Source organism: Neobacillus sp. S1115, assembly GCF_055385565.1.
This window is the reverse complement of the sequence record NZ_AP038275.1, coordinates 2,554,511-2,568,890: the sequence shown is the minus strand read 5'-3', so window position 1 is coordinate 2,568,890 and position 14,380 is coordinate 2,554,511. Positions and strand designations below refer to the sequence as shown.

Genomic DNA, 14,380 nt, shown 5'->3' with positions numbered 1-14,380 from the left:
TACCTCCTTATTTTTTAAAGTCAAATTATTGTCCCGACCAATTTGGCTTCCGTTTTTCGGCAAAGGCACGAGGACCTTCTTTCGCATCCTTACTTGCAAAAACTTGACTTGTATATTCATTATTGATAGACCAGCCTTCCGGAGGAAATGTCATGGAAGTGTCTAATCCACGGTAGACAATTTCTTTACTCGCTTTCACAGCCAGCGGAGCATTGCAAATAATTTCCTCTGCCAGCTGAATCGCGGCATTGAGGACTTGATCATGCGGGACGACTTCGTTCACCAGCCCCCATTGTTTTGCTTCTTCCGCAGAAATAGGATTTCCTGTTAGAATGACGCGCATTGCCACCTTCAGAGGAATCTGTCTCGGCAGCCGCAATAGTCCTCCTCCTCCGGCAATAAGACCCCTTTTTACTTCCGGAAGCCCGAATGATGCCTTTTCAGAGGCGACAATTAAATCGCAGGCTAACGCAATTTCCGTACCGCCGCCCAGGGCAAATCCGTTTACCGCAGCAATAACAGGCTTTGAGATATGATGTCTCACAATCCCGGCAAATCCCCAATCCTTCATTTCGTCTGTTGTCGAAAATCCCCCAGCTCCTATTTCCTTTAGGTCAGCACCTGCCGAAAAGGCGCGCTCGCCAGCCCCGGTTAAAATAGCCACCCAAAGATCAGGGTCCTCATTAAACTCCTTTAACGCCGTTCCTGTTTCTAGCCAAAGACGGCTGTTAACAGCATTCATGGCTTCCGGCCGGTTAAAGGTAATCACAGCAATTCGGCCTATTTTTTCTACTATAATAGCTTGATAGTCCATTATGATTCTCCTTCATTATTCGTTTTCCACCACGGATAAAAGCTCGGAAGATCAGTGCTGACCTTCATTGGGAAGTTTGGTTTTCTCTTTTCAAAAAATGCCGTGATTCCTTCTTTTACATCGGCCTGCTGCCCGGTCCAATGAATCATTTTGGATTCAACTTTGTGTGATTCGTAGGGATGGCTTGCACCAAGCATCTTCCACATTAATTGCCGTGACAAGGTGACAGAAATGGCAGATGTATTTTCGGCAATTTCTTTCGCAATCGCTTCGGCAGCAGGCAAAAGCTCTTCAGGTGAAACCACCTGAGTTACTAAACCAATATTTAATGCTTCCTCTGCCGGAATAATCTTCCCAGTATAAACAAGCTCAGCTGCTTTACTGATGCCTACTACTCTAGGTAAAAACCAGCCGCTGCATGCTTCCGGGGTAATGCCGCGTCTGCTAAACACAAAACCGATTCTTGCATTCGATGATGCAATCCGGATATCCATTGGCAAGGTCATGGTCGCCCCCACCCCGACAGCTGGACCATTGATGGCGGCGATGATTGGCTTTTTCAATTCATAGATTCGTAAACTTAACATTCCTCCGCCGTCCCGGTATTCCTCGATGGAAGCCTCCTTATTTTCAAATGTACTAGTGCCGCTTCCTAAATCCGCACCTGCACAAAATGCCTTTCCGTCTCCGGTTATAATGATGGCTCTTACATCATCATTGGCATCTGCTTCATCAAACACTTGAATAAGTTCGGTTAGCATTTGATGATTAAAAGCATTTAAATTCTCCCTGCATAGAGTTATCGTCATGATTTTATCTTTGACTGTTGTCTTTAACGTTTCAAACTGAACTGTTTGCATTCTAATCACCTCAATAATTTTTATATTAAAATACTCATTTCATGTCGATGTCTTTTTAAAAATTGGCAGGGTCCCAGCTTTCCTCTTGTTGGTATTTTCGTAAAATACGGCGCGCGATGGTAGCAGTATGCGCCTCATCAGGTCCATCATAGATTCTGGCGTATCTAGCTTCTCGGTACATTTTCTCTAATGGTGTATCGGCGGTGACCCCTAATGCACCGTGTACTTGAATCGCGCGGTCAATCACATCATGAAGAACCTTTGCTCCATATACTTTTATCATCGCGATATCAATCCGGGCATCTTCTCCCCTGTCGATTTTTCTTGCAGCTTCAAGTGTCATCAGGCGTGCCGATTGGATTTCAGTTGCGGAATCAGCAATAAATTTTTGAATCATCTGCTTTTCTGATAAAAGAGAGCCATGAGCATATCGGTTTAAGGCCCGATTACACATCAAATCAAAAGCTCTTTGGGATTGACCCAGCCACCTCATGCAATGGTAGATTCTGCCGGGACCCAGTCTTTTTTGGGCAATGACAAAACCTTCTCCCCTCCCACCTAATAAGTTTTCCTTTGGAACCCTGACATTTGTTAAACGGATTTCGCAGTGGCCGCCTGAGGTATGTCCCATCGTCGGCACTACTCTATCAATCTCATAACCAGGTGTATTTGTCGGAACAATGATCATCGATGCTCTTTTGTGGCGGTTTGGTTCCTCAGGTTCGGTCACACAAAAAACGGTGGTAAATGCAGCAAGGTTAGCTCCGGTAGTGAACCATTTATGGGCATTAATGACCCATTCGTCTCCGTCCAAGTATGCTGTGGATTGTATTAATGTTGGGTCGGATCCGGCCACATTAGGCTCAGTTAATCCTACAGATGGATTGATTTCCCCATTCACCATAGGATATAACCATGTTTTCTTCTGCTCTTCTGTTCCAAACAGATTTAACATCGTCCCGTCCTGGGCAGTATGGGTACCTAAAGCGAACATGGCAGCTTCGGAACGGCCAATCACTTCATTTATATAGACGTAGTCCATAAATTTCATACCGCCGCCGCCAATCTCTTTCGGAAGGCCTAAAGCCCATATCCCCGCTTCCTTTGCAAGGGCTTGTAATTCCTTAAGGACCAGCCTTCCTTCTTCCTCGCCTTTTTCAATGACGGTTTCTACCGGAATGACATTTTCATCGATAAACCTTCTAACCTTATTACGAATCTCCATCACATGGGGACTAATACCGAATTTTTGTTCAATCTCATTCAAAATACTTTCCCTCCTATCGGTCATGTTATTTCTCTTGTTTAACGAACTAGTGCCATTTCAATGGTTAACTGCTCCCGAATCCTCTTTCTTAAAGGAAAAATGTACTTGGATTCTATTGCTCTGTTAGCTGCATTTTCCTTATATAAAAAGCGAAGAAGGCGGCATTGAATTTCATTCAATTGTTTCCATTTTTCAGTTACATCCTCAATAAACACTGTTTCTTCCAAGGCGGAATCCAACTCTTCCACCCAATTAAAGGCAGAAGTCTCCCTTGAATCTGACCGTATCGCTTGTAAAAATTCTTCAACAGTTTGATTGATTAGCGTAATTAACAGTTCTTTCGGTTTCGTATTTTCAATAGTATTGGTATCCACATTTTTTAAAACAGAAAGCAAGGCAATGGCTTGTTCCTTTGCCATGCCGCTGGTGAGATTGGGAATGATTACATCTTTTATCACATCGTTGGCGGTTTTTAACGTAAAAGATTTATCGAACATCATTTCCCCCCTAGTAGCCTAATAATTCGGCAACCATATTCCTCATCAATGGCCAGCGATAGCCTTGCCGGGCCATCCGAAGATCCTTTGTTTCTCCTTTTGCAAACGACGTCCCAGCCGATTGGGAGATAAGAACAAACCTAACTTGATGGTATACCTCAAAATAATGAAGCACCTTTTCCTCTACTCTTAATCCGGTTAGCTCACTATACGTATCCAAAAACAGCTGTCTATCTATTAAGTAACACATCAGCGGAGAATCCATTCGGTTCGATTTGGCACAAACATAGGCAACGTCTGCCATGGGGTCTCCGATTTCGGCTGCTTCCCAATCCAGTATCCCCGTGATTTCATTGTGGCTATATAACAAATTACCGGTTCGGTAATCATTATGTATGAGGGAATACCTTTGGGCAGCCGGCTTATGTGCCTTTAACCATTCCAACGCATCAACCATTATCGGGTCGGGGCTGATTTGGTAGCGGTAATACATTTCCTCTAAACCTATTAATTTATCATCAATAAATCCGTAATCTCCTTTGGGCTCGTCAAAGTCCTCCGTAAAGCCGGCTCCTCTATAATCAATAAGGTGCAATTTCGCCAAATACTGGACAAAATGAAAAGGAATATTCCCTTCTTTATTGGCTCTTTTAAAAAATAATTGCCCCTCCTTTGACCAAGGTACGTAACTGTTTCCGTGCAGTTTATCCATTACAAAAAACGGTCCGCCGAGAATCGATTCATCTGTTTCATACCAGTAAACTCCCGGGATAGGCAGGTCGCAATTTTTACTTAAACGATCTAAATACTTGAACTGTAGAAAAAAATTTCTGTTCTCTCTCATTAACCCGCCTTTATTCTGTTTGCGAACCGCAAAGCCTTTTTTCTCTTTGCCGTTTGCGGTTTCCCAGTGGACATCGAAAATAAAGGCTTCATCGGACCATCCTGCGGAAGGCTGGGAATACTCCTGAATTTCAACATTTTTTGCCCCTTTAATTTTCGATTCAAAATAAGCTTTCAATGAGAGTTTTATTTTTTCTGCCAACAGCACCCCACCTTTCATCATTTACCAAAAATTTCCACGCTCATTTCTTGAGAGTATTTTCCAATGCCCAATCCGTTAAATTCTTGACGAAGATATCAAGCTGCGCAAATCTTTCATCCTGGGTTTGTCCTTTCTTCCACCGGTAATACATTTGTTGGGCAATGACGACGTGCTTGAAGTAGCCAAAAACCATGTAATAATACATTTTCGAAACATCGCGCCCACTTTTCTTAGAGTAGGCTTCAATAAATTCATTTCTTGTCATGAAACCCGGCCTAAGAGTAATTGGGTTTGACAGTTGCTGGTTTTTGAAAAATTCAGGATCATCATGGTCGAACCATAAAACTAGTGCAGATGCAAGGTCATTAAGTGGATCGCCGACTGTACTCATCTCCCAATCGAGAATGCCTGCCAATTGACCTAATTGATTCTTAGAAAACAAGACATTTTTTAAGTGAAAATCATAGTGTATGAACGTTGCCGGCTGAGAAACGGGTCTGTTTTCGATAATCCATTTTATTAGCCGTTCCATTCCGGGAATTTCTTCCGTTTTTACGTTTTGATAGCGGCCAATCCAGCCATGTACCTGTCGTTCTAAAAATCCTTGCGGACGTGTTAAGTTAACGAGATTAGTGTTCTTATAGTCTATTTCATGAATGGCAGCCAAGGTATTTACCATAGAATGAGAAACCTCATTAAAAAGGGCTGGATTTCCATCTTCATGATTTGGAAGTGCCTGATCCAGCAATACACCATGAAGACGCTTCATACAATAGAACGGTGCCCCAATAATAGATTCATCATCAATAAAAAAATAAGGCTTGGGTGCAAGGGAAAATATTGGACTAATTGCATCCAACACTTTAAATTCGCGTTTCATATCATGTGCTTTTGTATTAACTGGACCAAGAGGTGCCCTTCTTAGGACACCCTCCCAGTCTCCGATACTGATCAAATACGTTAAATTGGATTTTCCGGCACTAAATTGTTTCACTGTCATTGGGTCTCTGCTTAAGTTTGGGAGCCTTTTTCTAATTAGCTCTTCAAGCTTGGAAAGATTTAATTCTTCGCCTTCGCGAACAGGGATTGTATCTTGTATATTCATGGGTAATTGCTCCTTAGTTCATTTTTACTTCTTTTTCCCTCAATACCCGTTTTAGTATTTTCCCAGATGGATTCCTTGGCAGTTCATTTAGAAACTCCACATATTTCGGCTTTTTATAAGAGGCTAAGTGGGTGAGGCAATGCTGAATCACCTCTTGCTCCGTTAAACTTTTACCGTTTTTAAGAACGATGTATGCCTTGACACTTTCACCCCACTTCGGGTCCGGGACACCCACAACAGCAGCTTCGAAGATTGCATCGTGCTTGTGAAGTGCTGCCTCAATTTCTGCGGGATAGATATTTTCCCCACCACTGATGATCATGTCTTTACTGCGGTCGACCACATATATAAATCCTTCATCATCCTGGCGGACTAAATCTCCGCTGTGGAACCAGCCGCCGCGGAAAGCCTCTTCTGTTGCTGCCGGATTTTTATAGTACCCCTTCATCACAGTCGGCCCGCGATAAATAATTTCACCAATTTCCCCGACTGGAACATCATTCATGTTTTCGTCGATAATCCGTACTTCCACATTCATAACAGGTTTTCCCACTGAATTCGTTTTCCTAAGTGAATCCTGCGGCAACAAGCAGGTGGTTGTGGGGCTCATTTCGGTCTGGCCAAACGCATCAAAGATTCCGGCATTCGAAAAATGCTTCATCATTTTATGCTTTACTTCCAACGGGCAAATGGCGGCCCCCGTTGAGCACCTTTGCACTGACGTTAAATCGTAATCCTCAATATTGGGAACATGCAGGACTAAATTCCACATAGCAGGCACCATAAAAAGACCGTTTATTTTCTCGTGGTGAATGGTGTGCAGGACTCCCACTGGATTAAACTCTCGATGAATCACTGTCAATCCGCCAACTGTACAGCTAATTAGAACATTTCCAACACCAGCGATATGAAATAAAGGTGTAATGACAAGTTGTTTAGAGCCTCTTTCAATTTTGGAATCCACAACGCTGTTCAGCGCACTTAACAACAAGTTCTTGTGAGTCAGCACGGCTCCTTTTGGCTTGCCGGTAGTTCCGGATGTATAACAAATCATGCAGGCATCGTTTTCCTCGACTTGCCCATCAATACTTTGGTATGGTATTTCCGAGTGATAAATAGTTTCGTATGGAATCAATTCCATCGAATTCACTTTCCCGACTACAACAATCTTTTCTACGTTTGGAAGTTCTTGTCTGATCGATAGAATCATATCCTGGTATTCTTCTTCGATAAATAAAACCTTAGTATCAGAATGATTAATAATATAAACAAACTCCTCGGGCGCGAGCCTAAAATTAATCGGAACACTGACACACCCGGCAGACGCCGTCGCAAACATGACTTCAACAAAAGCAAGATTATTTTTAAATATGATCCCTACCTTATCACCGATTTCTAGACCTTGCTGCTGGAGCCAGCCAGCCAAATGCAAAGTCTTCTTTTCCAGTTCTAGATAGGTAAGTCTTTCATTACCGTATATGAATGCCTCTTGATTAGGTGTTTTATGGGCGGCCCTTCTGATTAATTCCCCTAATAATAACTGCCGTGACATTTGTAAACTTGTTGTTGTCAATGTCCTTCACTCCTCTATAGTAAAAATTAATAACACCTGTTCTGAAAGCCCTTTCATTTGATGTTCCAATTTTAATGGGAGTCTATCTCTGAAGCTGTTAATAATTGATACTTGATTTGATATACATGAGGTGTGGTACAGAAAAACTAGTACTTAATATATGTAGGCAAATTTAAAGCTAGGAGAGATTGTAGAATGAACAGTAGGTTTCATTTTCTTGAAGGGTGTCCCGCTGCAAGTATATGCAGCGGGAATAGGCATAGATGACATTATTTTATTGACCAATAAACGCTACTAAGTTATCTAAAAATTAAAATAATTCAACCATATTATATATCCTTTTTTTACCTTTGTCTACTCGAAAGTCAAAAATTGAATTATTATTGAATACTACTAAACTTCTTTTAAGCCAGAGTTATTTAACCATCTCGCACCGTCCACTGTAATGCATTCCCCGTTAATGTACTCTGCCTCAGGTGATAACAAAAAGTATGCTAGATTCGCAATTTCTTCCGACTTGCCAAACCGTTTGAGTGGTACCTGATTGATGGCTTTTTGATAGCCATCTCCTGAGTCAATTAATCTGGCAACACCCTCAGTGTTTTCGATTGGTCCGGGTGCGATACAGTTTGCTCGAATCCCATATTTGCTCCCCCATTCTACCGCCAGGGTCCTTGTCATCGCTAAAATTCCTGCTTTTGCACTTGCAGCATGAACATTTCCTGGAGCAGCCCCCCAGGCAAAAGTAGCTACTATATTGAGAATGCTTCCTTTTTGATTGTTCGCAATCCATTCTTTTCCGACTGCTTGTGTGCAATACCAAGTCCCATTTAAGTCGATATTTATGACGGCATTCCATCCATTTAGTGAGAGGTCTTCAGCAGCACAGATAAAATTACCTGCAGCATTATTAATTAGTGCATCAATACTACCAAATCTTTCCTTTACAGCTTCCACCATTGCTTGGACGTTTTCTGGAATTCTTACATCCATTTGAAACTCTAAGACTTGACCTTTGAAGGTTTCTATTTCTTGTTTAGCGTTTTTTAAACGTTCTGCATTCCGTCCAGTGATGACGACATTGGCCCCTTTATTGGCGAACTTCTGTGCCATTGCTTTTCCAATGCCGCTGCCGCCGCCTGTAATAATAACCGTTTGCCCATTCATTCCTATCTCCCCCAATCATTTTTAAAAAAAATTGATAAAAACAACAAAACCGACAACAAATATCGGTTCTGTCACATCAATCCAAGTTTATTTTCGAATTTCAAAAAATGATTGAACTTTTACCTCCCCAGTTTCATTAACAGCTGCCGCTTCGCAAAGCCAGCGATCATCTTGTTCTCCGATTACCTTGCCTTTTACAGTGATTCTTTCGCCAGGTCTAGTCATAGCTTTAAACCGGGAAGAAAATTTGAGCAGATCCTTTACAGAAAACCATTTCCCAATCGCCTGACCAACAAAACCCTTAATCAGCATCCCGTGAGCGATAACACCTCCGAGTCCCGCCTCTTCGGCAAAAGGGACGACCGTGTGAATCGGATTAAAATCGCCCGATGCCCCTGCATATCTGACTAATTGCGAATGGGTCACTTCTTCTTTTTGCACAGGTTCAAATTGATAGCCAACTTGCATCTTCTTCCCCTCCTAATGTCTTTCAATAACCGTTTGCCGACAAAGTAAAACAAGTTCACCATGCTGATTAAAAAAGTCTTTTTTGATAATGACAAAATTCATTCTTGCTTTTGTATAGGCATTCTCGACGACCGAATGCACGGTTATCTCGTCTTCAGGTTTAATTTCTTTTAAATATTCATACGTTTGTTCACCGTGCAAAACCTTTTTTACATTTAAACCTAATAAATTTGCAGACGACCCTTTTCCTCCCCAAAATTCAATAACGGTTGGAAAAGTCGGGGGTAAACTTTCTCCATTTAAGTACTCGTCCTTTAAGTCGCCGATTGCCAACGCTAGTTCTCTTATTTTTCCCTTTTCTACCCTGAAGGTATAGGACTCCAGTTTCATTCCGATTTTTCCCTCTAATTGAGTCTCCATAATATCCCTCCTACGATAATTCCTTTCCTACAATCGAAATAAATGATACACATTGCATAGGGGTTCCGCCTAAATTGTGGGTCAGACCGAGTTTTGGATTCTCAAGCTGCCGCTTACCTGCACGTCCCTGGAATTGCAAATACATTTCATAAAGCATGCGCAATCCGCTCGCACCAATTGGATGCCCGAAGGATTTTAAGCCTCCATCGGGATTTACAGGCAATTCACCGCCCAATTCAAAAACACCATTCAAGACATCCTTCCAGCCTTGGCCGCGTTCACTAAACCCTAAATCTTCATAAATTACTAATTCAGTAGGAGTGAAACAGTCGTGCACTTCAGCCATACTGATTTCCTGACGAGGATTTTTAATTCCTGCCTCCCTGTATGCAGCCTGGGCAGCCGCTACATTTTCCTTAATGGACGTGAAATCGAAATCCTGACGTAAGCGTCCATCCCCTGGGCCGGCAGCAATGGTCAAGGCTTTTACATACATCGGGTCTTTTCGGTATTTATGGGCATCCTCCGTCCGCACGATAATTGCAGCAGCTGCACCGTCGGCGACTCCAGAACAATCAAATACACCAAGAGGGGCAGCCACAAGCGGTGACTTCGAAATTTTTTCCATCGAAACTTCACTACGATACTGAGCCTTTGGATTTAAGGACCCATTGTAGTGATTTTTCCAGGCGATTCGGGATAAAACCTCTCTCCCTTGCTCTGGGGTTAGACCATATTTTTTAAAATAAGCCGGTGCCAAGAAAGAAAATGATGCAGGTGCTGAGATGTTCGGTGCGGTTCCATCACTTGGCGGGTTTGGTCTAGTAAGGCCGCTGTAACCGGAGTCCTTTAATTTTTCGACACCGATGGCAAGAACAATATCATAGGCACCGGATGCAACTGCATAGCAGGCATTACGAAAGGCTTCTGAGCCTGTAGCACACATATTTTCAACCCTTGTAACCGGAATATACTGGGTTTTTAACGGGCCGGATAATGTAATCCCGGCATAACCGGAAATCATCGTCCCAAGCCATGCTGCTTCGACATCTGTTGGTTCAATCCCGGCATCAGAAAAAGCTTCATAGGCTGCCTCCACTAGTAAATCCTCGACACTTTTATCCCAATGCTCTGCAAAACGTGTGCAGCCCATTCCAATCACGGCTACTTTATCGCTAATTCCCTTTCTGCTCATTTCAAACACCTTCCTTTTTCCTGATTGGCCGCGCTTTCCAGAAATAGTTGCTGATGCCGCCTGCTTCAAAGAGACGCCTGAACGTCATTTCGACTTCCATGCCAATTTCAATTTCTTTTGGGTCGCAATCCGTTACTTCGCAAATAATCCGCCCGCCTTGGTCAAAATCAATGACTGCGACAATCATCGGCGGTGCCGGCGATGCAGCCAAATAATCCAGGGTGAAAGTTGTTACTTTTGCTGATTGTCCAACAAATCGATAATCCTCCATCTCATCCTTTGCCTGGCATTGAACGCATACGCGTTGTTTTGGAAATTGTGCTGTACCGCATTTTCTGCACTTCGAACCAATGAATCCAAGGTTTTGCTGGTAGCCCCGGTGCAAAGCAGGTGCTGATGGGCGGTCGGTTGGCGGTCTGCGCGGCGGCTCTGTTTTAATAATCTCTCTCCACTTGATATAATCACTATATAAAACCTCATCATTCTTAATGCTTACATATCCTTGAACCGCTTTACGTTTACCAAGTCGGGAAATCGCTTCGGTCACTTCGAATAAAAGCAAATCAAGCCCTTCCGCGAACGAAATCACAAGAAGCTGATCGCCTGGGTTTGCACCTTCCAATGCCGAAACAAGCATCATAGGCGCATGGGCGTTCCCGGTTAAACCAACGTTATCAAATAATGGATTTTGTACTTGTTGATTTGAAAAACCGAGGGCTTGCGCTGCCTGTAAATGGGCCCGGGTTGTTGGTCCAGAAATAATCACTTTAGAAATTGTTCCAATGGAGCGGTCATTTTTTTCCAAAAATGGGCTGACTGACTCCTTAACTTGCCTCATAAAGGCTGATGAACTTAGACGTTCCTCCCAGCTTTGCGTAAATAAATCGGATTGGCTCCGCCAATGACTAATGACTTCACCTTGAACGCTTGTATAATCGATCATGTTGGCAATGACATCCGGGCCGCTGCCGATGAAGAAAGCAGCAGCACCATCACCAAACCACTGTTCATTCTGGCCGGTTGGGGCGCCCGTTCGGCAATCCCCAGCAATAACGAGTGTATTTTCACCCGGTTTAGCCGCCATGAGGGCAGCCGTCCCACTTCTTAATGAGGCTGCCGATTCCATTCCCCTGACACTCTCCCTTAAATTTAATGCTGCGGCAAGAGTAGGAATAGAGCCCTTTTCCCTGTATGGGGAACTAGTGGTTGCAAAATAAACAGCGTCAATTTGATCAGGATTTATTTCTCGCAGGCAATCCATGGCTGCCTCCACACCCATAGAGACACTGTCTTCATCATAACCGGCAATTGCTTTTTCACCACCCATGGCGGGCTTCCCAAAAAACTCACCTATTCTCTTCCGCTTTAGGCGATTATATGGAATATATGCTCCGTATGAAATGATTCCATTCATTGTTCTTTTCCACTCCCTTTTCTCTCTCAAAATATTTAAACGGAAACGGCTGGGCATTTTTTCGATTGCATTAATGGTACATAACTTGATTGTTTGCTATTAAATTTGCAATTTAGTTTTATACTCTTCGACTAGATGGCGGCGCAATATCTTTCCGACGATCGTCTTTGGCAGGGCGTCCCGGAATTCAACCGCTCTTGGAATTTTATATCTGGCAATTCTGCCTTCACACCAGCTAAGAAATTCCTTTTCAGTTAAACTTTCACCTTTTTTCAAGACGATGACTGCCATTAATTTTTCACCCAAATAGGCATCTGGTACACCAAAGGCACAGGCTTCCTCTACCTTCGGGTGCTGGTAAAGAACCTCTTCTACTTCTGCAGGATAGATATTTAATCCTCCGGCAATAACCATATCCTTTTTTCTGCCCGATATATAATAGAATCCATCTTCATCCCGATAGGCAATATCCCCCGTGTAAAGCCAGCCATTACGGACAGTAGACATGGTTTCCTCCGGTTTCTTCCAATACCCCTTCATGACTTGCGGACCTTTTATGATTAGTTCTCCGTTTTCGCCAACAGGAACCTCTTCCAAACCAGTTTCCAAATCAACAATTATTGAAACTGTTCCAGGAATCGGAACCCCAACACTGCCAATTTTACGTTTACCTCCTAAAGGAGTGCGGTGTGTGGATGTAGTTCCTTCCGACAAACCATATCCTTCAAAGATTTGCGCACCCGTTTTCCGTTCTAATTCTTTTAAGACTTCGATTGGCAGAGGCGCGGAACCGGAAACACAAATCTTAAAGCATGATAAATCATATTTTTCCAGATCAGGATGATTCAATAGTGCAATATACATTGTGGGAGAGCCTACCATGAAAGTCGGACGATATTGACGAATTAGCTCTAATACTCTAGTAGCATTAAATTTTTCAAGAATGATATAAGTTGCTGCCGTTCGAATCGCATTATTCATATTTGTCATTGCCATAGCATGGGTAAGAGGGGAAATTGCCAAGAACCTTTCTTCCCCCTCAAACATTACCGATGCCACTACTTCTCCGGATTGATGAATATTACAGACAATATTAAAATGGGTCAGCATAACGCCTTTGGATTTGCCTGTTGTTCCTCCTGTATACTGTAAGACGGCAATATCCTCTTTGGGATTAATATTCAGAGGCGGAAGTTCTAAGACTTTTTCCTTTAGCATTACTTGACTAGTTCCATTTTCATTTTCCGTAAAAATGATATGAACATTTTCAAACTTTTTTACCCTTGCTAGTTTTTCAGCCTGATTCCTGCAGCAAATAAACCATTTTGGCTCAGCATCATCAAGCATATATTCAAGTTCTGATGTTTGATATAATGGATTAACTTGGACAACAATACCGCCTAAACGCATTGCCGCATAATAAGAAATCATATAATCAACACTATTAGGCAGCATTAAGCCGATTCGGTCCCCTTTATGAAAGCCCTTTCGATATAATACAGAGGCGAATGAATCCACTGTTTCCTTAAACCGTACATAATCCAGTTCAATCAGTCCATCTATGACTGCTAATCTATGAGGATATTTCTGAACAGATTGCTCCAGCATTTCATATATTGATAGCTGTGAAATTTCATTTATATTAAGCAAACCTCTGTTCTCCTCCTTATTATTAGCTGAACCTCGGTTTCCGTTTTTCGAAAAAGGCCCGTACGCCTTCCTTGAAATCTTCAGATTCGAAACATAGTCCTTGTGCGAAACCTTCCAATTCAAATGTTTCATTAATGTTTGCAAGAACACTTCTATTCACTAATTTCTTTGTTAACCCTGCAGCAAATCCTGGCCCTTCAGCAAGTCTCGAAGATATCTGGTAGACTTCATCTTCGAAAGATTCATCCTCCACCATACGGTTGATAATTCCAAGACTCAGCGCCTGTTCTGCTGTCACTCTTTCACCCAAAAGCATCAGTTCCAGGGCACGCTGCCTTCCAATTAACCTAGGCAGAAAGTAAATCGAACCAAGATCAGGAACCAAGCCAACATTCGTAAAGCTTTGGACAAAAAATGAGGAGCGTTTTGCAATAATGAGGTCACAAGCCAATGCAAGGCTAAAGCCTGCTCCTGCTGCAGCCCCATTAACAGCAGCAATAACAGGCTTTTCCAGGTCGATAATAGCTTGAATCATTTCATGTCCTGATTGCAATCTCAGTCGGCCTTTAACTGCATCTATTTCTTTTAATGAACTTAAGTCACCCCCGGCGGAAAATGCTTTTCCCTCACCAGTCAACACAATGACTTTTATTTCATCGTTTTCTTTTACACTAGAGAAGAACTCTTTTAATTCTTTTCGTAGTGTGAGACCCAGTGCATTTCTCACATCAGGCCGATTGAGCTTAATCGTGCAAATTCCTTTATCAATCGTCACTTGAATGTCGTTAAAATCCATAGCATTCATCCTTTCCAGATTGAGATATTTCAAGAGTACAAATAATAAAAATTTAACTACAAAAGGCAAGCAACCAAATCTGGTAAACTTACCTTTTGCAAAACACCAT

The 14,380-nt window shown here is 42.5% G+C and carries 14 protein-coding genes; all 14 read right to left on the bottom strand.

Features of this window, described 5'->3' with window-relative positions; translation table 11 throughout:
- Window positions 1–25: 25 nt before the first annotated feature.
- The 14 genes from ACZ5B7_RS12470 to ACZ5B7_RS12405 all read right to left on the bottom strand — a co-directional run bounded on the left by ACZ5B7_RS12470 (window position 26) and on the right by ACZ5B7_RS12405 (window position 14,271).
- Window positions 26–814: a crotonase/enoyl-CoA hydratase family protein gene (locus tag ACZ5B7_RS12470; protein ID WP_464493969.1), complete on the bottom strand. Its 789-nt coding sequence runs from the start codon at window positions 812–814 to the stop codon at window positions 26–28.
- Window positions 814–1,674: a crotonase/enoyl-CoA hydratase family protein gene (locus ACZ5B7_RS12465; RefSeq protein ID WP_464493968.1), complete on the bottom strand. Its 861-nt coding sequence runs from the start codon at window positions 1,672–1,674 to the stop codon at window positions 814–816. The genes ACZ5B7_RS12470 and ACZ5B7_RS12465 overlap by 1 nt, the downstream gene beginning before the upstream one ends.
- 55 nt (window positions 1,675–1,729) lie before the next feature.
- Window positions 1,730–2,941, bottom strand: coding sequence for an acyl-CoA dehydrogenase family protein (locus tag ACZ5B7_RS12460; protein WP_464493967.1), 1,212 nt, complete (start codon window positions 2,939–2,941; stop codon window positions 1,730–1,732).
- Window positions 2,942–2,979: 38 nt separating this feature from the next.
- Window positions 2,980–3,441: a hypothetical protein gene (locus ACZ5B7_RS12455; protein WP_464493966.1), complete on the bottom strand. Its 462-nt coding sequence runs from the start codon at window positions 3,439–3,441 to the stop codon at window positions 2,980–2,982.
- A gap of 7 nt (window positions 3,442–3,448) precedes the next feature.
- The gene (locus ACZ5B7_RS12450) at window positions 3,449–4,483 is read right to left on the bottom strand and encodes a phosphotransferase family protein (protein WP_464493965.1); all 1,035 of its coding nucleotides are present in this window, start codon (window positions 4,481–4,483) and stop codon (window positions 3,449–3,451) included.
- A gap of 40 nt (window positions 4,484–4,523) precedes the next feature.
- On the bottom strand, window positions 4,524–5,588 hold the full coding sequence (locus ACZ5B7_RS12445) for a phosphotransferase family protein (protein ID WP_464493964.1): 1,065 nt from the start codon (window positions 5,586–5,588) through the stop codon (window positions 4,524–4,526).
- 13 nt (window positions 5,589–5,601) lie between these two features.
- Window positions 5,602–7,161, bottom strand: a complete 1,560-nt coding sequence (locus ACZ5B7_RS12440; protein ID WP_464493963.1) for an acyl-CoA synthetase — start codon at window positions 7,159–7,161, stop codon at window positions 5,602–5,604.
- Window positions 7,162–7,554: 393 nt separating this feature from the next.
- Window positions 7,555–8,328, bottom strand: coding sequence for a 2,4-dienoyl-CoA reductase (fadH, locus tag ACZ5B7_RS12435; protein WP_464493962.1), 774 nt, complete (start codon window positions 8,326–8,328; stop codon window positions 7,555–7,557).
- 87 nt (window positions 8,329–8,415) lie between these two features.
- Window positions 8,416–8,796, bottom strand: coding sequence for a MaoC/PaaZ C-terminal domain-containing protein (locus tag ACZ5B7_RS12430; protein WP_423802099.1), 381 nt, complete (start codon window positions 8,794–8,796; stop codon window positions 8,416–8,418).
- Between the two features lie 12 nt (window positions 8,797–8,808).
- Window positions 8,809–9,216, bottom strand: a complete 408-nt coding sequence (locus ACZ5B7_RS12425) for an FAS1-like dehydratase domain-containing protein (RefSeq protein ID WP_464493961.1) — start codon at window positions 9,214–9,216, stop codon at window positions 8,809–8,811.
- 10 nt (window positions 9,217–9,226) lie between these two features.
- Complete coding sequence (locus tag ACZ5B7_RS12420) at window positions 9,227–10,411, bottom strand: acetyl-CoA acetyltransferase (protein ID WP_464493960.1); 1,185 nt, start codon at window positions 10,409–10,411, stop codon at window positions 9,227–9,229.
- 1 nt (window position 10,412) lies between these two features.
- Window positions 10,413–11,825, bottom strand: a complete 1,413-nt coding sequence (locus ACZ5B7_RS12415; protein WP_464493959.1) for an OB-fold domain-containing protein — start codon at window positions 11,823–11,825, stop codon at window positions 10,413–10,415.
- A gap of 99 nt (window positions 11,826–11,924) precedes the next feature.
- Window positions 11,925–13,475, bottom strand: coding sequence for a long-chain-fatty-acid--CoA ligase (locus tag ACZ5B7_RS12410; protein ID WP_464493958.1), 1,551 nt, complete (start codon window positions 13,473–13,475; stop codon window positions 11,925–11,927).
- A gap of 22 nt (window positions 13,476–13,497) precedes the next feature.
- Window positions 13,498–14,271, bottom strand: a complete 774-nt coding sequence (locus ACZ5B7_RS12405; protein ID WP_464493957.1) for an enoyl-CoA hydratase/isomerase family protein — start codon at window positions 14,269–14,271, stop codon at window positions 13,498–13,500.
- Between the last annotated feature and the right edge of the window lie 109 nt (window positions 14,272–14,380).

What these genes read in the sequence shown, in the direction of transcription:
- ACZ5B7_RS12470 (WP_464493969.1), bottom strand. Translation starts at nt 814, where the DNA reads ATGGACTATCAAGCTATTATAGTAGAAAAAATAGGCCGAATTGCTGTG.
- ACZ5B7_RS12465 (WP_464493968.1), bottom strand. Translation starts at nt 1,674, where the DNA reads ATGCAAACAGTTCAGTTTGAAACGTTAAAGACAACAGTCAAAGATAAA.
- ACZ5B7_RS12455 (WP_464493966.1), bottom strand. Translation starts at nt 3,441, where the DNA reads ATGATGTTCGATAAATCTTTTACGTTAAAAACCGCCAACGATGTGATA.
- ACZ5B7_RS12445 (WP_464493964.1), bottom strand. Translation starts at nt 5,588, where the DNA reads ATGAATATACAAGATACAATCCCTGTTCGCGAAGGCGAAGAATTAAAT.
- fadH (WP_464493962.1), bottom strand. Translation starts at nt 8,328, where the DNA reads ATGAATGGGCAAACGGTTATTATTACAGGCGGCGGCAGCGGCATTGGA.
- ACZ5B7_RS12430 (WP_423802099.1), bottom strand. Translation starts at nt 8,796, where the DNA reads ATGCAAGTTGGCTATCAATTTGAACCTGTGCAAAAAGAAGAAGTGACC.
- ACZ5B7_RS12425 (WP_464493961.1), bottom strand. Translation starts at nt 9,216, where the DNA reads ATGGAGACTCAATTAGAGGGAAAAATCGGAATGAAACTGGAGTCCTAT.
- ACZ5B7_RS12420 (WP_464493960.1), bottom strand. Translation starts at nt 10,411, where the DNA reads ATGAGCAGAAAGGGAATTAGCGATAAAGTAGCCGTGATTGGAATGGGC.
- ACZ5B7_RS12415 (WP_464493959.1), bottom strand. Translation starts at nt 11,825, where the DNA reads ATGAATGGAATCATTTCATACGGAGCATATATTCCATATAATCGCCTA.
- ACZ5B7_RS12405 (WP_464493957.1), bottom strand. Translation starts at nt 14,271, where the DNA reads ATGGATTTTAACGACATTCAAGTGACGATTGATAAAGGAATTTGCACG.